The organism is Streptodolium elevatio, assembly GCF_040649515.1.
In the GTDB taxonomy this organism is placed as follows: domain Bacteria; phylum Actinomycetota; class Actinomycetes; order Streptomycetales; family Streptomycetaceae; genus Yinghuangia; species Yinghuangia elevatio.
Map to the genome: position 1 here is coordinate 23411 of NZ_JBEZFP010000065.1, position 24038 is coordinate 47448.

Consider the following 24038-nt stretch of genomic DNA (forward strand, 5'->3'; position numbering starts at 1 on the left):
CGACTACCGGGACCAACCAGGCCGTGGGGGTCTGGTCGGCGACCGGCAGGACGGGGCTCGGGGATGTCGAGGACGCGTTTCGCGTATGGGTGCGCCATGGCGGCGGCCGCTGCACTGCTCGCGGGGGCCACTGCCGTGCCCGCGGCCGCAGCGCCGACCGAACGACCCGTGACGGGGGAGCAGTTCAGCGTGCGGCTGCACGAGGCGGTGCGTGCGCTTCCGCTCGCGCAGGAGAGCCGTGAGGGGTACGTCCGCACGAAGTTCCGGCACTGGGTCGACGCGGATCGGGACGGGTGCGACGCGCGGCGCGAGGTCTTGATCGCCGAGGCTGTCGAGCCGGTGGAGGTCGGGGCGCGGTGCGCGCTGACCGGCGGCCGCTGGTGGTCTCGGTACGACAACCGTTTCCTCGACCAGGCGACTCAGCTGGATGTGGACCATTTCGTATCCGTAACCGCGACGGCCTGAATCGACATTTCTGCAGTTCATGACGTCAGCGACATGGCGCCGACGAAAGGTCAACGCCTCGGCGTGACCCTGCGTAAGCTGCCCCTCATGCCGACCGAGGACAGCCCCGACGACGCCTTCAAGCCTTGGCAGGAATGCTCCGATGTGTACGACTTCCTGGAGCAGATACGCCTGCGGCCCGGGATGTGGCTGCCAGGCGGCTCGCTTCAGCACCTGCAGTCCATTCTCACCGGCTATGGAGTGGCACTTGCCGTGCACTCTTGTACCGAACCCTTCGCGTTCTGGCCTGAGCAGGACTTCAGCACCTGGCTCCAGGAGCACTACGGAATATCCAGCTCCCTCACCTGGGTTGCTGAGATCGAGCGCCACACACCGGCCGACTCCACTCCGGTCGACGAGTTCTTCCGGCTCCTGAACGCTTTCAGGCGCGACACGGCCGAGGTGCCTGCCCCGCAGGACACGACGACTCGGCTTCCCGGCCTTGAGTACATGGCCAGCAGTTTCGTGACCCTCTTCTGGCGCCGCCACCTTCTCGCAACAGCCGTGCGCCAACTCGAAGACCGCGACTTCCGCGTCGTCCGCCTGGCGGCACACGGGTGGGCAACGGAAGAGGACATGCACAGAACCATCGCGTCAACCCTGGGGTTCCCCGGCTACTACGGCCACAATCTGGACGCTCTCAACGACTGTCTCGGTGACGTGGCCTGTGGCGGCCCCTACGACGACGCGGCCGAAGGCGCCGGACTCGTGTTGTCCTTCACCGACTACGACCGGTTCGCCGACGCGTGCCCCAGAGCAGCCCAGATTGTGCTGGACATCATCGCCGACCAGGCCCGCCGCGCTGCCGTGCTTCAGCGCCGCTTCTTCGCCCTGGTCCACAGCGACAATCCGAACATCCAGTTCGAACCTGTCGGGGCCATGCCCGTCATGTGGAACAGCAAGGAATGGCTCGACGCCAACCGCCGTTGAAGATGTCTCGCGCAACGGCCAGTGCCTGCCGACCGGGTGACGTACTCCGCACCGGGATCAGTCCCTGTCTGCCGTGAGCTTGACGGAGGGCTGACCGGAGGGACATGCCGTCCCGATGCCTCAGTCAGCCTCGTAGCGGGCCAGGCGCCTGCGCAAGTCGAGGTTCTCACCGTGCGCAATTTCCAGGGCTTGGCGGAGCCTCGCCACTTCCTCACGGTGAGCCTGCTGCTGCCGCGTGAGGCGGGCGCTCAGTGCCCTCACCGCGGCGGAGGTCGAGGAGTCGTCCGGCGGACCTGCAGGTGCTGCCGGAACGGACCCGCCCTTGGCACGGCGCCGCTCGATCTGCGTCCGAAGTTCCGGGCTCCGGTAGAGAAAGTCGGTGCTTACCCCGGCCTGGCGGGCCACGGCGGTGAAGCTGATGACTTTCCCTGCCTTGACCAGTTCGGCGAGGGCGGTGCGCGCTGCTTCTCGGCTTCCTGGGTCCGGGCGCGGGTGGCCTTGCGGAGGTGTTCGGGCAGCGGTGTCATGCGGTCGGCTCCTGTGTCGAGGTGGTGGCCGGCGGTTCGGGGCGGTCGGCAGCGCCTGCCCCGCGGACCGCCCGGAGTTGTCCTTCCTCGTAGACGCTGACCTGGTCCAGGGCGACGAGGACCTTGATCAGTGCGCGGGTCTCGGCGAGGCGGCCGGCGAGCCAGATGTTGTCCTCGCCCATCGGTTCCCCGTGTCGAGCGGTGAACTGGGTCTGTCGGCGCGCGATCAGCGCTTCGGACTGCTGGAGCTGGTGTTGGAGTTCGTCTCGGTGGCCGGCGTCGGTGACGAACTTGTCGCAGGTCAGGCAGGCGTTGCCCTTGGAGCAGACTTGTCTGGGCGGGAGCATGCACCAGCCGTTGGGCAGCACGCGGTCGGCTCGCTGGTCCAGGTGGAGGAGGTCGTAGAGGTCGCTGGGGTTCACCTCGGCGGTCCTGCCGTCGGCCGTCACCTTCTTGTAGCGGAGAAACTCGCGCTCGGCCGTGACGGCCAGGGTCTTGGCGTAGTGCATGGTCATGGTCGGGGTGAGGTGTCCCAGGTAGCGCATGACGACGTGGATCGGGACACCGGCGTTGATCAGGTCGGTGGCCCGTGTGTGCCGGAAGGTGTGGGTCTTGGACACCTTGACGGGGCGGCCGACGCTGTCGGTGATCGCCAGCTTCTCGGTCAGCGCTCGAAGCCGGCTGTGGAAGGTCGCCGAGGCGTAGGGCCGTTTGCCGAGCCGGTTGTTCTTGGTCTGCAGGAAGAGATACGGCGGGTCCGCTCCCTGTGGGGCGCCCTGCGCGGTGACGAACTCGCGGGCCCATTCCTGCTGAACACGGATGATGTCGACGATCAATTGGTCGACCGGGATCGTCGGCGGATCACCGCCGGTGATCTTCGTCTGCTGATAGGCGAGCCTGGCCACGAAGCCGTTCGGCTCCTTGTCCTGCCGATTCCTCGTGGCCAGCAGTTGGCAGAGAAGCGGTTCGAAGTCCATCATCAGGACCTCGTTCATGCGTCGGCCGGTCCGGATGAGCAGCATCAGCGCATGGAAAGCCTGCCGGTCGTCGAGGCCGCCCTGGTCCTTGGGAGCCGCGAGTGCCCCCGAGCCCGACGCGATCTTGCCGATCACGTCGTCCTCCAGGGCCATGTCGTCCGGGAGCTGGTTGATAAGCCGCGGCTTGTCCTCCAACCGAAAGAGCACCGTGTCCTCCAGGCCGAGTCCGGCCCAGCGCCGGTCACCGAGAACTGAGGCGGCCTCGGCACGGTTGTCGTACATCCACCGGTAGAACGCCTCGATGGTCACCAGCGGGCCCCGTCGGCTGTTCTTCGCCAGTCTCCCGCCCTTGTTCGGGCCGGTCATCGCGGTGTGGCTGTTGCGCGATGCCACGAACCCGAGCAGCCAGGGCCGAAGCTTCTCCGGCGAGTCGACGAGTCGGGGGCCTGCGCATCCAGCCTGGTCGATGTACCACTGGAACCACTCCAGGTGGTCCAGCCTGCTCTTCACCGACGACCACACGTACCGCTCGGTCGACAACTGGACGGACAGCCACCACTTTGCGGCCTCCCGGAACCAATCGGTCGTGAGCTGGCTGAAGTTGGCCACCGTACGGCCTTGGGGTTCGTGCTCGCGTTGTGGGATGCGCCGGTCCAGCGCGGGGTTCCAGACGTTCAACCGCCACCACTCCCCGTCGTGGTAGGCGTGGGCAAGACGGTCTTGAACGTGCTTCAGGCGGCTCACCCTCGTCCACGGCACCGAATGGCTCCTCGGCCCACCGACGGCGCCGGGCACCGAACCGGTGGACCTCGACCGGCGGGTGCCCCGAGCGCGGGCACTGACCCTGCGCCTGCTGGCCGCCTGGTCCGCAGGCGACACCGACGGGTTCACCGCGCTCTACCGGGCCGCGACCGCCACCGCCGAGGGATCCGCGGACCTGGGCGACCTGTTCGCCTTCCTCCTGGAGTGGGTCGAGCAGAAGTCCCGGAAGGTCGGCAACCCCCGCGCCTTCCTGACCCTCCTGTGCGCAGCCATCACCGCCCACCGACACCGCACAGCCGACCTCCCCGGGGCGCGCCAGCCGGAGGTGACCCGCACACGTTCGCAGGCGGAGGACCGACCGTCAGCGTTGATGTGTGGCCCAAGTCCCGTACGTGTGCGTGCCAGCTCCTGGTGCAGTGTCATCTCAACGTCCGAGCTTCGGCTCCAGCCGTTCGGGGTGGGCCAGGAAGTGCGTCAAGCCCAGGAGCGCGAGTGACGCGAGGCCGGTCGGAAGCTCGCCCCGGTGGGCGAGAAAGATCGCGCGCTCGTCTTTGGCCAGGTCGCTGAAGGAGTGCGCGCTGTTTCGGTCGATGCGAAGGTAGTTGGGGACGACGACGTCCCAGGGCTGGGTGGGTTGTCTGGCCTCAGGTACGCCGTCCAGGCCCGCGGGGGTCCACAGCGGCCCGGTGTCGTAGAAGCCGTCCTTGACTTGGTCGAGGGCGTCGACGCCGACGCGGCAGGCAGGGACGAGGACCGCCGCCACGTCCGCTGGAAGCTTGGCGGCGATCTCGTCGAGGTACTTCCGGGCCTGGGAAGGAGTGGTGAAGTCCCGGAACTTGGGCCATTGAAGGCCTTCGAGGGTGTCCAGAGCGTCATACGCGGCGCGGAGCCGGGCGGTGTGGTCGCGGCCGGCGTGGCGCAGGACTTCGGCGACGTCGCGGAAGAGGCGTTCCAGGCTCATCAGGAACTGCGTCTGCCGGTCCGGCGAGTAAGTGCGGGTCCCTGGTTCGGGGAAACGCGCCGGATCAGTGGCCACGGCGAGCAGCCGATTGACCGCGTCGACCCACCAAGTGAGGAACGCTGCGTACTGCGCGGCGGAGTGGGCGGGCGCGGTCGCGGGCGAAGACTCGCAGAAGCGACTGTTCTGGGGACTCACATTGTCGAGGAGTCGGTTGCTAGGCCATCGGGCGCCGTACACGGAGGTGTTGAACGGCCAGATCAGCAGGGCACCAGCCCGGGGCGCCATGGTGGCCTGGACCCACGGGGCGCTGATCAGCAGGGCGGGTGCCAGGAAACCGGGGCCGAAGATTCCGCCCCAGGTCAGCGCCTGCGCAGCTGGGAACCCGTTTCCGCTGAGGGCGTTGTGTAGACCGCTCACCGTGCGGGCGGTGGCCAGTAGGCGCACCAGGGTGTAACGGATAGCAAGTTCGGGGTGGTGCCATACGACGTGCAGGGTGCGCGGCATGTCCGGATGTTCGTCGAAGAAGCGCCTAATCTCACTGGGCAGCTTCTCAGTGGTGGCGGTCATGATGCCCAGGTTGAACGCCGCGACCCAGTCGGCTTGATCGCCGGACGCGGTGAGCCTGTCCCGTTGGGCATTGCGCGCGGCCCCGACGTTGGGGTCGTCGGCGGGCAGGACTTTGACCCAATGCTGCGCCAGATCATCGAGGTCGCTGTCGGAGAGGGTTTGCATGGTCAGCAAAGCTGGGTGGTCGCCGTTGATGCGTCCGGCGCAGCCCATCGACCACCGAGTAGCCGTGCCTTCGACAAGTTTGAGGCCGGCGCGACGCACCATGTCGCGGAACCCAGGTTGGAGCCCAGAGTCGGGTGCCGGGAGTGTGACCCATGGGGAGGTCCTGGGAGTAGGCATGAGACCTGCTCTCGTGGAAGGCGCGCCTCGGCGCGCGATGACTGCTACGCGGCGCCGCGTAGCAGTCGTGCCGGTGATGACGCGGGCGGCGAGGCGTATTGGTAGGTGGTAGTGCGCCTGTCGACAACCCGTCGCTGCTCTCCCTGTTACGCGGCCGAAGCGGCCAGAAGTTGATGAGGCTTACGCACGGCCTTCGGTTCGCCATTCCTGCTGGTCGGGGTGCCAGGTGCCCACGAAAGAGGTACCGAGCAGGGGCGTCAGAAACGCGTCGACCTGTGTGAAGGCTGCGTCCCAGGTTCCGCATCCGTGGAGGCCGGCGACGTCGGTGGCGGCTTTGGCGTAGCCGCTGCGCCAACTCTCGTGTGGCATCTCGAACTTCTGGGGCAGACGCAGCTCCGCGCGTCCGAGGCTGCGGCGGTGTGCGGCTTCGGTGTGGAGTGCGTGGTGCGCGGCCGCGGCGTCGATCGTCTCGCGCTGGGTCATCAGGATGATGTCGGCGAGGTCGCGGAAGCGGCTGGAGGGGGCGTCGCGGCGCCACTCATACATGGCGCAGACCTTGTCGGCGATGTGGTCGACCACCGGGTAGAGCCTGACCTTGGGCCAGTCGGTCGGCCAGGGCACGCCGGGCCGGGGGTGAAGCGAGACGACCTGCGGAGGGGCGGTGATATTGCGGCGGACGACCAGGTCGACGGACACACTGGCTCGCCTATTGATTCCGACGTGCACGTCGAAGCCCTGCCGGACGCCGCCGTCCTGTACGCCATGGGTGCTGCTACTGCTGGGGACGAAGGAGAGATGGTCCCCCAGGTCGGTGGCCGCTGCCGCACGAAGCGCGGCAAGCGCGGCGTCGAGATCGTCGTCCAGGTGTTGAAAGTCGATGTCCGAGCTCAGTCGCGCGCCGGAGGGGTAGCGGACCAGAAGTGCCTGGCCGCCTTTGAGAAGCCAGCGGTCGGGGTCGGCGCTGAAAACTCGGGCAGTGAGCCGCTGGAAGTAGAAGCCGCGCATCACCGCATTAACGGTTCCGCCGTCCTGGCGTACGCAGTCCTTCGCGTAGGCCTTGAGGGCGGATTCGAACGCGAGGGGCGTTGCGTAGGACTTGGTGATCGCGGCCTCCGAGGCGGCGCAGGAACACATGCGCGGACGTGGGAAATTCTAGGTATCCGGCTCGGCACTGCGCGGCCGATTTTTGGCTCCTCTGCCGTTGAGTACCTTCTGCGCTTTCCGTGTTTTCCGCTCCGTCCGCGTGCGGTCGGCACCACGAGGCTTTTGCCGCGCGCGCTCACCCGAAGCTGTGTCGACTCCTGCGATCTGGGCTGCTCGCGCTGCGGCTCCGGCGATGCCTGCCATGTTCGCGATGTCGACGTCGACTCCTGCGATCTGGGCTGCTCGCGCTGCGGCTCCGGCGATGCCTGCCATGTTCGCGATGTCGACGTTGGACGCGAGTATCTTGTGGACGCTGTCGAGAACATCGGTGAATCCGGCCGGAATATCGAACTTGGCGAGGTCCTTGGACAGCGAGTCGAGTGCGGGGGTGAGGGTCACGTGGTTCAGCACGTCGTTGTTCGACGCACCGATGGCACTGAGTGCGTTGTACAGCGGGCCAAAGCTGTCGATGCCGGAGGCGTTAGCTGCATTGAATACCGCCCCGAGGCTGTTGACGCCTGCGGCGTTGACCACGTCGTGGAGCGGTTGCAGCCTCTCGACAGCCATGGCGTTGATCGCGTTCGCGACCGCCTGCTGCTGACCCACGGCTCGCGCCACCGCGTCGCCCCGGAGCAGCACAGCGGTTGCGGCGACCGCGCGTTCGCCGGCAGGAGTGAGCGTGTCCGCGCGCAGTACGAAACCGGCTTGGTCGGCCAGGACGCGAAGCAGCTCTTCCCCGTCGGCACTCCGCCCCAGGCCATAGGCCCGGGCGTACGGGGCCACCCGTGCTGCGAGTTCACCGGTGTCGACCAGTCCGCGCTGGTCGGCGTCCGCTAGGACTCGGCCTACATGCCCGGCGTCCGCGCGAGCCTTGAGCAGGTCGACGATGGTGCGGTCGACGGTGGTCACCGGGAGCCCGTCGACCACTGTGATGTCCTCCGTGCCGACGCCCAGCACGTACAGGACGACCTCTCGGTCCCGTGTGGTGCGGCGGCGCGGTACGGAGATCTCCACGGAGTCGGCCGGGATGTCGCCGAGATGGTGGAGGCGACAGGCTGACGCGTGGGACACCACTCCCGAGCGTGCGTCCCCGAGAGCGCGCTGCCATGCGGGCGTCCCCGGGTCGAGCCGCAGCCATGCGACCTTGATCTCCTCATGAGCTGTGGGGGCGGTGCCAGCCATCTGATAGACGCCTCGCCCGGCGTGCCGCAGCAGGTCGGCGTCGACGAGCCGCGTCAGGTTCACACGCGATACTCCCGCTGCCTGTGCCTGCGCGGTCGTCACCAGGCCCCACTGCTCCGCAGCGAGCTCTCCTACAGCAGTCAGCGCTTTCGTCCGCTCCATACAGCGATCGTAACGCTGGTGCGCAGCGTTTGTATCGGCCAGAGTGAAACAAATGCTGCACCATGTGACGTGTCTACCCGACAGGGCGTCCATTCAGAACCATGGCAGAACACCCGCGATGCAGCGTTCGTTTCATTCAGGGCGATACAAACGCTGCATGGAGCCCGACGCAGGGCCCGGCAGCTGACGCAGATCGCCCGCGAGCTCGCGCCCGGATCGGCCCGCGGACACCGCGGCCCCCAGGTATCTGATCGTCGACTATCCGGGCCATACGTGCGGGTGAGGCCGCTGCCGGGTCAGCGCAGGCGTCCGAGGTGGATGACGGTGACGCGGACCTGCCGGTCGTTGATCTCGTAGAGCACGCGGTAGGCGCCGACGTGGATGTGCAGCAGGTCGGCGCTGCCGAACGCGCCGTCCGGCCGGGGGTTCTCCGCGAGGCGGTCGACGGCGGCGAACACTTGCCGCACGCCGGCGGGGTCGTCCTTGGCGAGACGTTCCGCCTGAGCGAGGGCCTCGGGTTCCCAGATGACCTCGTGGCTCACGCCTCGCGGCCCGCCTGGTCGGCGGCCGGGTCGTTGCCGAAGACGCGGCGGTAGGCCTCGTCGTGGGAGACGCCGGCGTCGTCGCCGCGGGCCTGGCGGGCGCGGTAGGCGGCGAGGGCGCGCATTTCCTGGAGTTCCAGGGCGTCGGCGGGGCTGACGAGTATGGCGATGGTCTGGCCGTGGTCGGTGATCGCGACCGGTTCGCGGGTCGCGCTGACCTCCCGCGCGATAGCGCCCAGCTTGGCACGGGCCTCCACGATCGAATAGGTCGTCTCAGTCATGCACACCACATTACGGAAGTGTGCACATCCGCGCTGGGAACCGGCGTGTGTCGCGGCGCTGTCAGCGAGGTGGTCGGGCCTGCTCGGGTAGCGGAGCGCCGATGTCCTGCTGCCACGCCCGGGCGGCGTGATCGGTGTGGAGCCAGGCCAGATGTCACCACAGGGCCTGGTCGGCGTCGTTGTCGCCGTGCTGGGGCCGGTAGGCGGCCCGGTGGGCTTCGCTGAGTGCGTCGCTCACCCCGCATCCAGGGGGCGGCCGTTCCGGTGCCGATGAGGCGCAGCACCGCGTCGCGGCCGGTTTCGTGCAGGGCCTGCACGGTGGACCGCAGTGACCGCGGGTCGGCCCCATCTCGTCGCCGCACGGGTGGTGCGCGTTCGGTGAAGATGCTGTGCGGTGCGTGTAGTTGGGTCCCCACTTGCCTGGGCAGGCGCCACTGGGGGGCTTCCCCTGCGGCGGGAAGCCCCCCAGCATTAGGCACTTCGACTGACTACCAACCGCTTCCTATACGTACAGGATTTTTGTTGCGACTCATGAGCCAGAGCTCGTCATATTCGCCGCTGCGGGCGATGATGTCTGTCTCGCCGTCGTTGTCCCAGTCGGTCGCACCTACGAACGATGATTCCTTGATGAGGAGCCAATCATCTAGCGATCCCACTTCGGTAGGTGCGCCGTTTTGGGGGTAGTAGGTTACAAAAGCTCCCCTGACGCCGACTATTCCCGGGGTGCCTGAACTGTTCCAGTCTGCGATGCTGGCAACGAAACCGCCGCCCGAATCCGTTACGGGCCCCCACCCGGAACCTATCTGGATGCGTGGCTTGCCGCTGGGCGCCATTTTTCCTTCACCAGGATAGAGCCAGAGGATACCTGCGGAGTCGTTTACAACGATGTCGACGTTTCCGTCGCGGTTGTAGTCGGAAATGTCCCCGAACTGGAAGCCATTCCAGCCAGATCCTATCTGCACTCGCGGTCGGGAACTGGGTGCACGCTTGCCTTCGCCTGGGTAGAACCACAGATTACCGTTCGCATTATCGCGAGCGACTATCCCTGGTGCGCCGGTGCGTCCCCAGTCGCCGAGGCCGGCAATGCTGAAGTTCTGCCAGCCGGTACCTATGAGCACCCGCGGGATTCCAGCGGGGCCTCGAGTCCCTGCTCCAGGGTAGAGCCACAGGTCACCGTTGGATCCGTCCTTCGCGATGATGTCCTTCTTGCCGTCCCGATCCCAGTCGATCAGTCCGCCCAGAATGTAGTCAGCATCTGTGCAGGGCGCAAGGCACGGTTTTTCTCTGATTTCGTCGGTTGGATATGCGGCGCTGCATCGACCGCTCGACGTCGGGTACGCTACGTCGGTGTTGGCTTCCCACCTGATGCAACCATTTTCTGTGATCAGCTTAGTGTAGTAGTACTGCGTCCCTAGGGGAGTCAACGGCTCGGGCGCCGAGCGACTATAGGAGTTCTGAGTTGGGTAGCCCAGCCAGCTGGCCTCTCCTCCGATATCTTGGTAAAATCCTGTCCCCTCCGAGACGATTCGCACGCCTGATGCCGGAGTCAAATAGACGAAGTATTCCCCCATGTCTGGGTGGCTGAATTCTTGGACCATTCCCCTGCCGTCGCGGGAGCGCGCATCCGAGACCGGGTACCCGAGGTTGGACTGCTCCCATCCGCCAGCCGCCCAGGCCAATCGGATGGCACCGGTCACAGACCACGCCCCAGTCTCCGGGGTCCAGTAAATCGAGGCGTCGGAGAAGTCGACGTTGGGCTTCTTGAAGTGGTTGGCGTAGCCAGCCCCCTGGTCGACGTAGAACTCGTCGGTGGTCGGGTAGCCCAGGCCTGTTTCCCAGCCGAGCGCAGCCCACTTGTCGCGGATGGGTCCTTGGACGGACCACGCCCCGAACTGCGGGGTCCAATAGATGGATGCGCCGCCGCCGTTGTAGCGGGTGAAGTGGTTGAACCGGCCGATGCCGTCGGGGGTTGCCACCTCGTCGGTGGTGGGGTAGCCGAGGCCACCGGTCTCCCAGCCTTGCGCTGCCCATTTGGCGCGGATGGCGCCGCGGATGTCGTGGGCGCCGAGGTCGGACTTCCAGTAGATGGAGGCGGCAGCTCCGTCGGGCATGCGGAAGTGGTTGAAGCGACCCACGCTGTCAGGTGTGGGGGTTTCGTCGGTGGTGGGGTAGCCCAGTGGGCCGGCCTGTGCGCCCAGTGCTCCCCATTTGGCGCGGATGTTCCCGCCGATCTGGTGGGCGCCGGTGGGTTGGCTCCAGTAGATGGAGCTGGCGTTCGCGAAGTGCTGGAATTCGCCTTGGTCGTCGGGCGTGACGTCGAAATCCCCAGTCGGGTTGCCCTGTGTTCCGGGGCCTCCGAGGCTTTCGTATTTGTTCAGGATGGCTCCGCAGACCGGGTAGTTCCCGAAAACCTTGCACGTGCCTTTCCCGTTGGGGATGGGAACCCACGGTACCGGCTGAGCCGGGGGGTTGTAGGTCGTTACGTAGAACTTGTCCCCGCTGATGACGCGCATGCCTTGGTAGAAGGCGACGTTGAGCATGGCATTTCCGGCGCGCTGGTTGTCCTCCTTCTTTACAGGGCGCACCGAGTAGTTTACCCCTGCGTTCCTGGCGCCCTCTGCGGTGGTTTTGAAGGGGTACTCGTCGCAGTCGTACGTGTAGACGCCTTGAGCGTTTTGCGTGTAGCGCTGCCCGGGCGTGTTCCAGTAGCGCCGACAGCTGGAGACTGCCGTGCTGGTGTTGTCAGTGATCTGCTGCCTGTCTGTTGTCGGGTGAAGTCGGGTCAGCGGTAGCCCCGAGCCGATGCCGCCGGGAATCTTTTTGTATGTCCCGGCGGGCATGGTTGATGTGGGGTTATCAAGCGCGGCGTAGATGTGTGCGGCGGTTTCTTGGACCGTGACATCAGCGCGGTTGATCGAAAAGATCTCTGTGGCCTTGTTGAAGACACAGCCGGAGCTGACCGCAACGTACGTCGCCTCGTCGCAGCGGAATTGATTGTCGGCAAACCTCGTGCCGAGCTCGGAGACGCCGTTGATTGCGATGTCCCCCTTGAAGTTGTAGAACGCCACCTGGTCGACGCCTGTACCGCTGGTCGAAACGGCCGGGTTGAACTCGACGTAGGTGAGACCCGAGCTCTTCCAGTTGGCCAGGGAAAGGTAGGCGCCGTTGTTGGGGTCCGGGTTGCAGCTACCGGAACAGGTCAAGTCGAGCCTCATCATGCGGCTGTCGTCCACGGTGCCGATGGTTTTCCAGTCGTCCAGCTTCATGTTGAACTGGATTTTGCGCTGCGAGTTGTAGCTGATGCGCCCGATCGTCACGACCGTGAATTCGTCACGGCCGATTTCCGTGCAGTTGTCTCCGACCCCGGTACACACCGGCGGGCATGTGCCGGCACACCTCCAGTTCTTGAGGACGAACTCTTTTACGCTGCAGTAGTAGCGGTGGCTGTACGCCAAGCCCCATGGGTCGGCCGCGTCCTGGTTGCTCTTGCACTGGTCGTACGTGAGATCAGAGAGGGTGTTGTCCGGGGTAGGCCCTGCGCGCGGTGTGATGCCGCCCGGCGCTGTCAGGTGCTCGACCTGTCGAGCACTTTCTGCGCGTCGCTGGATCTGCTCTGGCGTTTCCAGACGTACTGCCGAATCCGCGTCAACGACGCCAGGGATCGGCGGTGGGGCATTGGGGTCTACGACCTCCTCGAGCGTTCCGGCGTATCCCGGTATCTCACCTGGAACGGGCACTGTGGTGGTCGGCGGCGTCGTGGTCACCGTGGATGGTGATGGGGCCGTCGGCATGGTCCCCGACGGGGTGGTGGGTCTCGCATCGGGAGGAGGTTCTGAGCTGTGAGCCTCCTCATCGGGGCTTACCGAGGCAGTTGGCGAGGGCTGCACCGACGGCGGGGTTCCCCCGGTGGCGGGGCTTTCCGGAGATGGAGCGGCCGTGGCAGTTGGTGCTCCAATCATGGTGGCGGTGGGGGTTGCTGGAGGGTTGTCCTCGCCCGCGGCCGCCGGGACGGCCCCGCCTGCGAACAGTGCGGCAACCATTGACAACACGACGAAGCCCCGCGTTGGTTGTTTGGCTCTATATCTCATCGGTTTCCGCTTCTATAAAACTACCGAAGCGTCGGTTGGCGCTTCGGGGCGAAATATAGAGCCTGCGTGCGACAAGCGGCCACGGGGTAAAAATTTGACGAAAAGGCGTAATTGATTTCTTTTCATCCCTGCTGCGGGCAAAGTACCCAGAACCTATAGTCGCGTATTTTGTAGGGATTTCCATTGGCATGTCGAGTGCGTTGGGGTACATTGGTCGATCCGGTGGTGACAACAAGGCAGGAGTGCACAAAATCATGCTTGTCTCGGCGGTGGACGATCGGCCGCTAGTGAGCCACGGGCGGGTCTACGTGGTCGACCGCGACGCGGATTACCCGGTTCAGGGAGACGAGATCCTGATAGGGGCTGTCGCTTCCGTCAAGCCTTCTGCGCTTGCCTTGCTCTCGGCGGGAAACGATTTCTATCCAGCTGTGCGCCTGGAACTATGGGACGGTCAGCCGGTTCTCCCGCCCGGCCGGTGGGATGCCGTCGAAACGACCAATTTGACTCTTTTGCACGGCAAGATCCGCCTGGCAAACAGTGTTGGAATGCAGTACCTGGAGCCGGGATTCGCTATTCCACCCGGGAACTATGCAGTCCGCGTATGCTGCCGTGGTCGCGAACGGGCACCCCATGGGGAGGAGATACCGCAGCACGTGCCGCTCGATCCGCAGGAGCACTGGCTGATTCAGTTTTCGCCAGAATCCCTGACTGAGTTTTAAGGCTGTTGGGTGCTCGCAAGGTGGGGCGCCTTGTGGCACGGCGCCGCCATCTTCGCTGCCGCAGACCGCCGTCACGGCCTTCTCGAAACTCGTGCAAATTTCGCTGATGTAAAACTCGTCCAAGTCGTCGAGGCAGCGCGGACTTAGCTTGCCGTTCAACCTCCGCCGCGTCATTGCTTCTCTTGTCAAAGCACGCGCTGCGGCAGGCGTCCGGTGAAGTCTTCCTCCACCAACAGGTTCCCGTCGTAGGGGCGGCGCGGCCGCGGACACCGTCATCGAGGAGGTCACCGCGCCCAGGACGATCACCTCGTGCTCAACTGGCGGGTAGCAAATCTCCCCGGCGCACCTCGGCGAATACGTGGAACTGCCCCACCGGCTGATCTGGGACGCCCAGGGGCTCCTCGCGCAGATCGCCAACACGGATAGCGACGTCCGCCCGCCTCCTGGCCGACGCCGCGAAGTACGCCGGGGGACTGCGCGCACTCCTGGTGGAACAAGCCGCCGGAGAGCGTGAACTGCGCGCACTTCACACAGGTTGGCCGCTGCGCCGGGCGCGCCGACTCGTGACGAGGTCGTGCCAGCGCTGCCGGGTGGCGGGCTCGCCGTCGATCCACCGGGTACGAGTGCGGTGGTCGAGTGCGCGGTCGATCATGAAGTACGCGATGTCGGTGTAGTAGGCGTAGTCGCCGCCGCTGGTCAGCGCTCCGAGCCGGTTGATGGTGCCGGCAGCGTCGCGGTACGCCCCCGCCACCGCCTGCTGGAAGGTCACCACCAGGTCGAGGGTGGGTTCCTGGGTGGCGGCGAGCCCGGCAACGCGCATCCGCGTACGCAGCACTTCGACCCGGGCGCCGAAGTCGGCCACGGGGATGTGTCCGGCGTCGCGGGTGAGTTCGGCGAGTTCCAGCGTGAATCCGGTCGCGCGTAGGTCCAGCCCGGTCAGCAGCTGGTGGGCGAGGTCGATTTCGTCGTCGGCCAGGCCGGGGTCGGTGAACGCGAGGACGAAGGCGCGGTGCGTTTGCGAGGTGGCGCGTTCGCCGGCGATGCCGTGCTGTTCGGCTTCGTCGCGGGCGGCGCCGTACGCCGCGGCCGCGGCGTCGATGTCGCCTTGGAGCCACAGGACGTCGCCTTCGACACGGTGGTGGCGGCCTTCCCAGCCGAGGGTGCGGGCGACATCGAGGGCGGTGGGGAAGTCTCCGGCGAGGCGGGCGAGGTGGGCCAGGCCTCGGCGTGCGGCGGGGGCGAGGCGGCCGCCGCCTGCGGCGACGATGCGCATGCCGCGGGCAGATGCGGCGGACCGGCCCAGGTCCCGCAGGGCCTTGGCCTCGTAGTAGACGGCCATCTCCTCCAGGTCGGGCGGGAGGAGGTTGGAGAGGCCGGGCTGCTGGCCTATGTGGAGAAGGGTTACCGCCGCCGGGATCTGCGGGGGCAGGCGAGCGAGTTCGCGTTGGTGATCCCGCCTGCGTACGACGCCGCACTCGGCATCCGCACGACCGGTGAGGGGCCTTCGCGGCGGGTGACCGGGATCGCCGAGGCCGGCCGCGCCATGGTCGCCAAGCTGGGCCGGAAGGCGTCGCGGAAGGTCCGGGCGCCGCGCACGGCCGCCACCGGATCCGGTACGGGACGGGTGGAGAAGCCGCAGGTGAGCGGGCCGGAGACCGCTGCGGCGGAGGCTGCGAAGGACGGCTCCGAGGGGGCTGTGGATAACTCCGGCCGTTGCACCCCAATGGAGGTTCTTACCGCAGCGTCTTCTCCGGAACTTTCTCTTGGGGTCCCCCTAGAGGCAGGGCTCGCCAGCGGGACGTACGACCACGCCCCCAGCACCCACCAGGACCCCGCACCGACCACGCCGGCCAAGCCCGCCCGCCGAACGCTCAACAAGGTCAGCCGCCGGTTCCGGCTCGCCGCCGAGCTCGTCCGCGAGGTCTCGTGGCTGGCCAGGGCCTCGGTGCCCCGGGTCGCGTGGGTGGTCCGCGAGGTCTCCGACGCCGGATGGACCTGCCAGGAGGTCGCGGCGTGGCTGGCCACGGTCGATGCCCCGGCCGACGGTGCCCGCCGCCCGTCCGGGCTGCTGGCGTCCCGGCTGCGCGGCGTCACCGGCCTGCGCGGCTGGCGCACCGCGGCGGAGCGGGCCGGGCAGGTGGAGCACTGGCGCGACTCCGCCCGGGCCCGGCACGCCGAGCACGTCCGGTCCGGTCCTTGGCAGCTCCCGGTCACGCCGGAGCTGGCGGCCGACGTGGAATCCGCGTTCGCCGCGATCGACCAAGCCCCCGACGGGGCGACGGTGCACCACGTCGACGACCTGGTCCCGGTGCTGGAGGACCTGACCCGGGACCAGGTCGTCGAGCTGCGGCGCCTGGGGGAGCAGGACCCTGACGCGGTGCTGTCGACCATCGACCTGATGGGCGAGGCGTTCGCGCGGCGGCTCTACACGCACCGGCTGGTCGACTGGGTGCTGCACCGGCAGCGCACCGCCGCACCGACCCCGGCGGCGTGGTGACCGGCCCGCACCCGGCGGGAGCCGGGACGACGCCCGGGGCGTCGGGGATCGACCTGGCCCGGGTCGTCCTGCGCGCCGCTCGCGCCGCGGCCGCCCGAAGCGCCGGCCCTCCCGCGCCGGCGCCGCGCGCCCGGCAGGCCCAGCGCGCGGACGGCCGCGAACCGCTCGGGCTCGCCGCCGTCCTCGAGGGCCTGGTCGCCGCCCGGGCCTGGCAGGCCCCGGCGGCCGGCGCCTCGATCCTGGCCGACTGGGAGCGCATCGCCCCCAAGCTCGCCGGCCACGTCCAGGCCGCCGCGTTCGACCCGGCCACCGGACGCCTGGACCTGCGCCCGGACTCGGCGTCGTGGGCCACCCATCTGCGCTTGCAGACCCCCGCGCTCCTGGCCCGCATCGCCGACCACACCGGCATCGCCACGGTGCGCACCATCCGCGTCCTGGCCCCGGCAGCCCGGACCACCGCGACGCCCGCGGCCGCCGGCGACCCGGACACCGTGCCCGGGCCGACCCCGGCCCGGCGGGAACCGCCGCCCGGCTACCGGCAGGCCGTGGACGCGCACCGCGCCGTCGTCCCCGGGCAGCAGCTCGCACCCGCCGTCCGGGCCGCGATCGAGCGGCAGGATCAGGCTTTGGCCTGGCACCGCGAACCCGAGGCGGACTTCCTCGCCGTTTTGGTCGACCAGGACCAGGAGGTCCGGCAGGCCGACCGCGGCCACCGATCGGACGCCTACCGGCGAGCCCGGCAGCAGGCCGCGCGGGACCGTGCCGCGCGTAGCCTTCCCAACATCGCGAAAACGACGCCGAGTTCTTCGGCGGAGTCGTTGCGCGACAGCGCGTAGGCCCTGGCGCCGGAGGTCGCATCGGCGTGATGGGCGGGTACCCGCCAAGGCGTTGAAGCCACAGGAATCGCCTGTATCGGGAATTTCGGATTCGAGCGGCAGAGTGTCGGGCAGATCACTCCGGTAATACCGAAGGCGACGGCGTCAATACACTGCGCTACCAAGCGGGCGGGTGTGGTCGAAATCGGACTCCGGAGGCCCAAAATGTTCAGCAATCGGAAACCGCTCGACTGCGGAGCGTAACTGTTTCCGTGGGGTCAAGGGGGCTTCTCACGCGCTTCCCCGGAAGCGGTTACGCCGATCGGCGGTACGACTACTACCGTTTCCTCTGAACGAAGAAGGCCGAACACCCGGGTCCCTTACCACAGTTCCCCGCGTGTCCGACCTCTCCATCCAGGCGCCCTCGCGGGCGCCTGCTCTACATCTAAGGACGATACACATGTTGACGCCGCGGAACTGGTTCGTGCTCGCCTTCACGGTCGTGGTGTGCGCCACGCCGTTGCTGTTGGGCGTGCTCGATCAACTGTCGCCACAGGTGGCGGTGGGCCTGTTCACCCCGTTGACAGGTGCAGCGGCGACCGTCGGTGCCGCGTACCTGATCCGGCCCCGCGCCTGACGGGTGTCCTGGGCCGCCGGCTCGTTTGCCGGCGGCCCGAAACACCCCGCCCGATCAAAAGTGATCGGCATCGATCAACCGACATCCAGTCCGCCGCGCCGCTCGTCAGGGCCCTCTCAGAGCATCCAGCGGGTGATGAGCCGTTCGTGGGGATAGGCGTTGACGGTGACGCCGACGCCGAGCGGATTCAGGGAGAACCCGGCGCCGGGGGCGAGGACGTCGAAGCCTCGGGTGCGGTAGTACGCCTCAAGGTCGTCCTGCGCCGTGAACTGGCCGTAGACCAGTGCCGCGCCGAGGTGTTGGTGCAAGCTCACCGCCTGGTCGAGCAACGCGGTCCCGATACCGCGGCCGCGGGCGGCCTCGGCGACCGCGATGCCGCGCAGCTTCGTCGTCGTGAGGATCAAGCGCAGCACCTGGCCCCACACCCCGCGTTCCGCGAGCGGCCCACACACCTGCCCGGGCGGGAGCATCACCACCGCGCCGACCACGTCGCCGGCTTCGTCCTCGGCGACCAGAACCGTGGTCATGCCGTGGATCAGCCGGTCCAGGTCCCACGCCCGCACCGCCGCCTCGACCTCGGCGAACATGGCGTCCGTGCCGTCGAGAAGCCCGGTGCGCACGAGGGCGCCGAACTGCCCGGCGTCCAGGGCGTCGTGGGCCTCCAGGTGGGTTCCTGCGGCGTGGAGCAGGGCGTCGATTGCGGGGACCTCGCCCGGTGCGGCGGCGCGGATCCGCGTTTCCGCGGGACCGGGCCACGGGCCCAGCGCCACGCGCGCGGTGCGCTGTTTGGGAATCGCCCTCGGGCGGGTGCGCCGCCGGTTCTGCTTCTTCGTCATGCCCTGTCCCCCGATGTCCGCAGCCGACGTCCTGGAGCGTGCCCGCGACGGGGTTGGCGGACACCCCGCCCCGTCTTCGAGGGCGCGGCCGAAGTCCGGTGCCCAGGCAAGCTGATGAGCGCATACGTCAGCGTGCTCGGGGTGACCGACGCGATGACCTGGGGCGTGATCTGGCGCCGTCTGAAGGTGCGGGAGGCAGGCCTGGCCCCCTTGGTGTGACCGCCGCAGCCCGCCTGGCAGTCGGCACGTCATTCCGCGCGTCATGCAGATGGAACGCGTCAACCTGGAGCTCGGGCAGGGCCAGGAGGCCCAACCGCCCCTTCAGCTCGGCATCCAGTCTGGTGATGGCACCGGGCCCTAGTACATGCTCAACGACGACCCCGCGTTCGCGCCCCCATGCACCGGTCCGGCCGTCGCGGTGTCCACTCTCGTGGCGGCCGAGCCTACGGAGGCGGAGCGGCAGCGGCGGACAGCGCGCCATGTGTCCGAGCTGCTAGCCGTGTTGCTTCATCGCTGTTCTTCCGCAGCACGAAGACGGTGACGAGGGACCCCAAGCTAGGGCCGGCCAGAAGCAACGAGAGCCACCAGGGCCCGAAGATGCCGACAAGGACTGAACTGGTCAGCATGAGAACCGCCAATGCGAAGCCTAGCCAGAGTCCCTTGGCGTAGAGGTCGTGTGCGCGTTCCGCTGCCGCATCTGCGGCTTTGATCGATGCAATTTCGCGGGCGTGGGCCCGCTTGGCCTCGGCTTCGCGACGTTCGTGGACCCGCTGAAGCTCGGGCTCCGCGGCTTTGAGTACAGGCTCGAAGTCGTCCCCGAACTCCTGATACATGAGGGCCAAAATCTCCCAAGCGTCTGACGACGTAGTCATCTTGGCCCCCCTTGACCGTCGTCGGTGGATGCCTGAGCAGCGTGCCGAAGCACCACCAACACGGCCTCAAGCAAGTTCTCGCCAGCTTCTACAAGCGCTGCATCGCGACTCAGATGCCGCCCGAATTCCTGGACGGTCTGTACTCGGCGTTCGTCGAGGACGAAGCTGGCTGCCCGTACCGGGGCGTGGAACGTGTAGCGAGGCTCCAGGGCATGGAGTTTGTACCATCGCGGCCGCCAGTCCCGCGCGATGTCCTCCGCTGACACGCCGCAGGCTCGCAGGTACGTCTCCACTGCGTCCCACGGAGGCAAGCCCCGCCACCGTGGTGACAGCATGTCCGACAGCCTTGCGTGCGAGTAGCCCATCTTGCGCGCCAGGCCTCTCCTGGTCTTACCCCGGGCAACGCGTGTGAGGTCAGCGCGGAATGCCTCAATGGCAAGGTCTCGCATTGCTGATGGCGGCTCTCCGTTACTTGGATCCATAGCCCCCGCATTTCCAAGCTTGGTTCCCGGAGCCCAAGTCTGCCTGCTTGCCTCGGCTGACACAGGCGATTGCCGTCCCCGGAGCCGTAAGGACGCGACCCGAGCGCGGCACGGATCCCAACGTCCTTCGCATCCGGCATCGCATCCTGACGCGGTGCTGCAGCTCGGTCCCCTGGACAGACCTGCGCGGGGGTCGCCCCGCCGCACGCAGCCCGAGCCCCGCTCGGAACCCTCCCTGGCCTGCCTGGCGTGACGCAGCCGGCATCGCCGACGATGTCGGCGGCTTCACCTTCCGCCCGATCGACTGGCACGGCAACCTAGGCCTGTCTGCTTCACGGGCGGGGGCGCGCGCCGCCCGTTCGCACGAGCGCAGCGCGACTCCACGTCTGCGTGATTAACGCTCCCAGAGCGGTTTGGCCGGGTTTGGTGCTCAATCAGCCTCGGCGACGTCCGCAAGGGCCTCTCGGACTTCGAAGTAGATGGGAAAAACGCGTGTCAGCCCGGTGATCCTGAAGATCTTCAGGATGCGTTCCTGGGTGCAGACCAACGCCACCGCCCCGTTGCGGGCGCGGACTCGAGCACTTCACACGCCCGATGGAGCCGCAGGTCCGTAAGGGTCTGGAGCTTGCACGGCTTCACCAGCGGATGAGGGGCGTCGACACAACGACGACGATCACCGAACTGCACGTCCGCCAAGGCCGCACGACAGCGGGCCGCGGCGTCGTGAGACGCTGCGGCCCGCAGTACGACGTGGGTTCCTACGAACCACCGCCCCCGCTCCAGCGGAGCACCGCGAGTACGGCGACCAGCACGGTGATTCCGATGGCGATTGCGCCGCCGAGGTCGGGGTCCTTGTACGCCACGACGACGACCGCGCCGGCCACGGCGATCGCGAACAGCAGGGCGAGGGTGCGGACGTCGACAGGATCGTGGGGCGGGCGCTCCCGGTCGCTCTGCCCGGGGGGCGTAGGTGAGGTCATGCGTCAGCCGTCCCCTCGGGTCGTCCCAGTTTGTGCTCGGGTGGCGGTAAGGATGTCGGTGGCGGCCTGCCGGGCGTAGGAGCGGCGCAGGGTGTGAGCGTCGAACTCGGCGAGCATCGAGGCGCGCGATGCACGCCACGACGCACGACGGGCCTGGCGGAACGCCTGCTCGGTGGCGTAGGCAGCGCGCCACGGTTCCCAACGCCACGCGTGGTCGATCCATAACCTCGCGGGCACGACCGCCTTGCGGTGAAGCGGCGCGCACGCACGTGCCGCGTACCTGGAGAGCAGGAGGAGCAGAGCGAAGGCCTGTCCGAGGGCGTAGCCGAGAGCGGTGAACACCATCGCGGCTGCCTCCGAGCACACGAGCCCGCCCAACGCAACGGCGAGTGCGAGGGCGCACATCGACATCACGGCACCGGCCACGTAGGACTGGTCCAATTGGACGACGACAAAAGGCCGACCGTCGCTGATCCAGAGCATGAACAGCTGGTCGGCGTAGACCAGGAGCAGGCCGGCGTAGGCCAGGACGACGGCGAGGCCCCCGATGAGGAACGCGATGAACGCCGACCACTCGCCCAAGGTGTCCGGCTTCCAGGGGTCCTGCTCGTCTTCGGGCGCGGTGCGGCCACGGAACCGGGCCGGGCGCTGCTGTGTGTACCAGGGCCACCAGCCGTCGGGAGGCGGCGGCGGAGAAGCGGGCCGCGCACCGGACATGAGGGCGTCGGCCGCCTCGCGGAGCTGGCGTTCCGGACGCACGAACTCCGCGTGCAGCACATTCGCCGCGACCGCGAGCAGCGCGACTGCGACGGGCAGTCCGAACGCGAGGATAAAGGCCAGACCGGGCACCGCACCGCTGCCCGGCGCCGGCGCGGTCATCAGCATTCCCAGCCAGTACGTCACGGTGAGAAAGAGGCCGACGACCAGCCAGACACCTAAGACTGTGAGGCCAGTGAGGAGCAACGAACCCACGTTCTTGGCGATTCGTCGCGGCGTCATGGCCGAGGCGGTCATGCGTACCGCCGCGGTGTAGTTGCTGCGCGCCGCACGCAGGCGCGCGGCCTGACCGGTCTCCAGCATCAGGTCCAGCTCCCACTCCTCGCGGTAGCGGTCGCGGTCCTCGGCAGGCAGGAGCTCGACGGCCCCGTTCAGCAGGGCCCGTTCCAGTTTTGACAGTTCTGTCTTGAACTCCCCCGAGCGGTCCATCACGACTCCTGGGGGAGGGGCCCGGAGGGAGGCACCGCCGGCCGCGGCGCGGGCGCGGGCGCCGGGGTGGCTCCGACGCCGCGGTACAGGCTCGGCACGCCTTCCAGAGCGGCACGGGCGAACTCGCGTCCGTCGCCGGTCAGCCAGTACAAGCGCCGCCGGATCCCGCGTTCGCTCGGGTCCCCGTCCCACGCGCTGTCGGCCATCCCCGCCTTCTCCAGCCTGGCCAGCAGCGGGTACACCGTCCCGCTCTGCAGACCGGTCCACTTGATGATCGCGTGGCCGTGCGCCTTCTCCGCCCCCAGGACGGTCAAAGCCTGAAGCACGGCCAGCATGGTCTGGGTCTTACGCAGTCGTTTGCTCACACACAGTCCGTACCCCTAGGGACTGGTCCTCAACCAGGTAGAGATAGGAAATCGGGTTTCGTCATGCACCGCAAGATGGCCAACACTGCCAAGGCGACCGGCCGTTACCCGCTCGCGGTGCTGTCCGACTGCGTCGTCTACGCCAGCCCCACCCCAACCCGCTCGGGTTCCTGCCACTCACCGGCCCGGACCACAAGTTGGGCGCCGGCCACGTGCTGCCCGGCAGCTTCCGGCTGGGTGCGACACCGGGCCTGGCCAAGGTCGAGGGCGTCCAGGAGCTGCTGTCAGTTATCGACCAGATGGAGCAGGGCCTGAACCCGGCCCGGCACATCAAGGGCGGCGACGCCGTCCTGGACGACGGGGAGTAGCCTGATGGGGGAGATCGACGACGCCCTGGACCGTGCGGGGTATGAGCAGGTCACCAAGGACCCGCCCAAGACCCCGGCCGCCCGGTTCCGGCTGCTCATGAAGGCCGAACGCGGCTCCACGCGGGCCGTGGCGGCACGCCTGGGCGTCTCCCAGCGCACCGTGGAGCGCTACCTCGCCGGAACCCGCAAGAGCCCCCGCAAGCCGCTCCTGGACGCCCTGGAACGCGAGGTGCGCAAGGCCTGGCAGCCGCGGGTGCGCAAGCGCGTCCGCCGCCAGGCCGCCGCCACCGGAGGCGTCACGATCGAGCTGCGCGCCCGCTTCGGCTACGCGTCCGCCGCGGGATCCACCGACGACCCCCGGATGCGCCGACTTACCCAGCACCTGCCACCCGACTACGCCGCGCGACTCCTCGAAGCACAGGACGCGGGCGCCAGCGACCGCGAACTACGTGGAATCGTCGCGGAGGGACTTCAAGAGGTCCGCGCCGCCCGCCGCCGACGCGTTCCTCGACCACGGCCTAGACGACGCCGACGCTGTCACCCTCGAATCGGTCATCCGCGCCCGAACGTGACCGACCAGGCGTGGCCGACCTTCCTCTCCCAGCACGCCGCTAAGGTCCTCGCCGGGCTCCCGCCCCAGGTGTCCGCGTACAGGGTGGAGTGCAGAGGTGGGTACGGGGTGGTGTGCAGGCAAGACGACCTCAACGCCCAGGCAAGGGTCAACCATCCCCAGTCTCGACTGCCGTCGTTGAGCTGTGGCGGCTGCCGAGCGCACAGAGGAGTCCCATTTGCGCTGACGACCGGCCGCGGGCTGTCCGCACGGCCTGCAGGCGGAGAGAATCAAGGCGATTCAGGTTGGGCAGCACGCTGCGTCCGGGCTCATCAGGCCGCCGGTACGTGAGTTGCTGTGCCGCGACGAGGAGGGACGCGTCATCGAGCACTTCACACGCCCGATGGAGCCGCAGGTCCGTAAGGGTCTGGAGCTTGCACGGCTTCACCAGCGGATGAGGGGCGTCGACACAACGACGATCACCGAACTGCACGTCCGCCAAGCCACTTCACTGAACGGTCTGCACAATTTTCCGTCGCTCGAGGTCCTGATCCTCACCGGCTGCGACCCGGTGTCGCTCGCAGCCCTCCCTCGCATGGACCAGCTCATATCGCTGACCGTGCAGGACAGCGGCCTCCGGGACCTCGACGGCATCGACCGGTTCCCCAACCTCCTGGTGCTGGACGTGCAAAGGAACCTCCTGCAGGATCTCGGCCCACTGTCGGACTGCAACGCCACGAACA

23 protein-coding genes and 2 pseudogenes are annotated in these 24038 nt (G+C 67.8%); 9 read left to right on the top strand and 16 right to left on the bottom strand.

Annotated features, from left to right (window positions below; genetic code table 11):
- The first annotated feature begins 96 nt into the window (after positions 1 to 96).
- The gene (locus AB0C36_RS23790) at positions 97 to 465 is read left to right on the top strand and encodes a hypothetical protein (protein ID WP_358357108.1); all 369 of its coding nucleotides are present in this window, start codon (positions 97 to 99) and stop codon (positions 463 to 465) included.
- 87 nt (positions 466 to 552) lie between these two features.
- The gene (locus tag AB0C36_RS23795) at positions 553 to 1434 is read left to right on the top strand and encodes a barstar family protein (protein ID WP_358357110.1); all 882 of its coding nucleotides are present in this window, start codon (positions 553 to 555) and stop codon (positions 1432 to 1434) included.
- 120 nt (positions 1435 to 1554) lie between these two features.
- Here the strand turns inward: AB0C36_RS23795 and AB0C36_RS23800 are convergent, their stop codons facing one another.
- The 8 genes from AB0C36_RS23800 to AB0C36_RS23835 all read right to left on the bottom strand — a co-directional run bounded on the left by AB0C36_RS23800 (position 1555) and on the right by AB0C36_RS23835 (position 12644).
- Positions 1555 to 2013: a DUF6262 family protein gene (locus AB0C36_RS23800; RefSeq protein WP_358357154.1), complete on the bottom strand. Its 459-nt coding sequence runs from the start codon at positions 2011 to 2013 to the stop codon at positions 1555 to 1557.
- Complete coding sequence (locus AB0C36_RS23805; protein WP_358357112.1) at positions 1958 to 3697, bottom strand: tyrosine-type recombinase/integrase; 1740 nt, start codon at positions 3695 to 3697, stop codon at positions 1958 to 1960. Before AB0C36_RS23805 ends, AB0C36_RS23800 begins: the two co-directional genes overlap by 56 nt.
- A 427-nt stretch (positions 3698 to 4124) precedes the next feature.
- Entirely contained in the window at positions 4125 to 5441 is a 1317-nt protein-coding gene (locus AB0C36_RS23810) for a hypothetical protein (RefSeq protein WP_358357114.1), read from the bottom strand.
- Between the two features lie 309 nt (positions 5442 to 5750).
- A complete protein-coding gene (locus AB0C36_RS23815; RefSeq protein ID WP_358357116.1) occupies positions 5751 to 6704 on the bottom strand; it encodes a nucleotidyl transferase AbiEii/AbiGii toxin family protein in 954 nt (317 codons plus the stop codon).
- An 18-nt stretch (positions 6705 to 6722) separates the two neighbouring features.
- Entirely contained in the window at positions 6723 to 8057 is a 1335-nt protein-coding gene (locus AB0C36_RS23820) for a type IV toxin-antitoxin system AbiEi family antitoxin domain-containing protein (protein WP_358357118.1), read from the bottom strand.
- A 296-nt stretch (positions 8058 to 8353) separates the two neighbouring features.
- A complete protein-coding gene (locus tag AB0C36_RS23825) occupies positions 8354 to 8599 on the bottom strand; it encodes a type II toxin-antitoxin system RelE family toxin (protein WP_358357120.1) in 246 nt (81 codons plus the stop codon).
- Positions 8596 to 8880 carry a type II toxin-antitoxin system Phd/YefM family antitoxin gene (locus tag AB0C36_RS23830; protein ID WP_358357121.1) on the bottom strand — a complete coding sequence of 95 codons (285 nt, stop codon included), beginning with the start codon at positions 8878 to 8880 and terminating at the stop codon, positions 8596 to 8598. Before AB0C36_RS23830 ends, AB0C36_RS23825 begins: the two co-directional genes overlap by 4 nt.
- Before the next feature lie 488 nt (positions 8881 to 9368).
- Complete coding sequence (locus AB0C36_RS23835) at positions 9369 to 12644, bottom strand: NucA/NucB deoxyribonuclease domain-containing protein (RefSeq protein WP_358357123.1); 3276 nt, start codon at positions 12642 to 12644, stop codon at positions 9369 to 9371.
- Positions 12645 to 13156: 512 nt separating this feature from the next.
- Between AB0C36_RS23835 and AB0C36_RS23840 the strand changes: the two genes are divergently transcribed.
- Positions 13157 to 13687 (top strand): hypothetical protein, encoded by a 531-nt coding sequence (locus AB0C36_RS23840; RefSeq protein WP_358357125.1) that lies wholly within the window; start codon positions 13157 to 13159, stop codon positions 13685 to 13687.
- A gap of 526 nt (positions 13688 to 14213) precedes the next feature.
- Here AB0C36_RS23840 and AB0C36_RS23845 read toward each other — a convergent pair.
- Positions 14214 to 15026: a hypothetical protein gene (locus tag AB0C36_RS23845; protein ID WP_358357128.1), complete on the bottom strand. Its 813-nt coding sequence runs from the start codon at positions 15024 to 15026 to the stop codon at positions 14214 to 14216.
- Between the two features lie 51 nt (positions 15027 to 15077).
- Here AB0C36_RS23845 and AB0C36_RS23850 point away from each other — a divergent pair, with 51 nt between their 5' ends.
- The 3 genes from AB0C36_RS23850 to AB0C36_RS23860 all read left to right on the top strand — a co-directional run bounded on the left by AB0C36_RS23850 (position 15078) and on the right by AB0C36_RS23860 (position 17636).
- Positions 15078 to 16184, top strand: coding sequence for a transcriptional regulator (locus AB0C36_RS23850; RefSeq protein ID WP_358357130.1), 1107 nt, complete (start codon positions 15078 to 15080; stop codon positions 16182 to 16184).
- Complete coding sequence (locus tag AB0C36_RS23855; protein ID WP_358357132.1) at positions 16178 to 17020, top strand: DciA family protein; 843 nt, start codon at positions 16178 to 16180, stop codon at positions 17018 to 17020. The genes AB0C36_RS23850 and AB0C36_RS23855 overlap by 7 nt, the downstream gene beginning before the upstream one ends.
- Positions 17021 to 17459: 439 nt before the next feature.
- Complete coding sequence (locus AB0C36_RS23860) at positions 17460 to 17636, top strand: hypothetical protein (RefSeq protein WP_358357135.1); 177 nt, start codon at positions 17460 to 17462, stop codon at positions 17634 to 17636.
- Between the two features lie 116 nt (positions 17637 to 17752).
- On the opposite strand, the gene AB0C36_RS23865 is transcribed toward AB0C36_RS23860, so the two are convergent.
- From AB0C36_RS23865 to AB0C36_RS23895, 7 genes and pseudogenes are all read right to left on the bottom strand, one after another.
- Positions 17753 to 18472 carry a GNAT family N-acetyltransferase gene (locus AB0C36_RS23865; RefSeq protein ID WP_358357137.1) on the bottom strand — a complete coding sequence of 240 codons (720 nt, stop codon included), beginning with the start codon at positions 18470 to 18472 and terminating at the stop codon, positions 17753 to 17755.
- Between the two features lie 443 nt (positions 18473 to 18915).
- Positions 18916 to 19305, bottom strand: coding sequence for a hypothetical protein (locus tag AB0C36_RS23870; protein ID WP_358357139.1), 390 nt, complete (start codon positions 19303 to 19305; stop codon positions 18916 to 18918).
- Positions 19306 to 19340: 35 nt separating this feature from the next.
- The gene (locus tag AB0C36_RS23875; protein ID WP_358357141.1) at positions 19341 to 19826 is read right to left on the bottom strand and encodes a helix-turn-helix domain-containing protein; all 486 of its coding nucleotides are present in this window, start codon (positions 19824 to 19826) and stop codon (positions 19341 to 19343) included.
- 430 nt (positions 19827 to 20256) lie between these two features.
- Positions 20257 to 20403: pseudogene (locus AB0C36_RS23880) on the bottom strand (STAS domain-containing protein); the annotation flags it as partial.
- A 181-nt stretch (positions 20404 to 20584) separates the two neighbouring features.
- A complete protein-coding gene (locus AB0C36_RS23885) occupies positions 20585 to 20806 on the bottom strand; it encodes a hypothetical protein (RefSeq protein ID WP_358357144.1) in 222 nt (73 codons plus the stop codon).
- A 3-nt stretch (positions 20807 to 20809) separates the two neighbouring features.
- Positions 20810 to 22012 carry a hypothetical protein gene (locus AB0C36_RS23890; RefSeq protein ID WP_358357145.1) on the bottom strand — a complete coding sequence of 401 codons (1203 nt, stop codon included), beginning with the start codon at positions 22010 to 22012 and terminating at the stop codon, positions 20810 to 20812.
- Positions 22012 to 22377 (bottom strand): PadR family transcriptional regulator, encoded by a 366-nt coding sequence (locus AB0C36_RS23895; RefSeq protein ID WP_358357147.1) that lies wholly within the window; start codon positions 22375 to 22377, stop codon positions 22012 to 22014. The genes AB0C36_RS23890 and AB0C36_RS23895 overlap by 1 nt, the downstream gene beginning before the upstream one ends.
- 63 nt (positions 22378 to 22440) lie before the next feature.
- On the opposite strand from AB0C36_RS23895, the pseudogene AB0C36_RS23900 reads away from it, so the two are divergent.
- The 3 genes and pseudogenes from AB0C36_RS23900 to AB0C36_RS23910 form a co-directional block, all read left to right on the top strand.
- Positions 22441 to 22745 (top strand): annotated as a pseudogene (locus AB0C36_RS23900) (telomere-associated protein Tap); the annotation flags it as partial.
- A gap of 4 nt (positions 22746 to 22749) precedes the next feature.
- Positions 22750 to 23646: a telomere-protecting terminal protein Tpg gene (gene tpg / locus AB0C36_RS23905; protein ID WP_358357149.1), complete on the top strand. Its 897-nt coding sequence runs from the start codon at positions 22750 to 22752 to the stop codon at positions 23644 to 23646.
- A gap of 52 nt (positions 23647 to 23698) precedes the next feature.
- A partial coding sequence (locus AB0C36_RS23910) for a hypothetical protein (RefSeq protein WP_358357152.1) occupies positions 23699 to 24038 on the top strand: 340 nt, incomplete at its 3' end.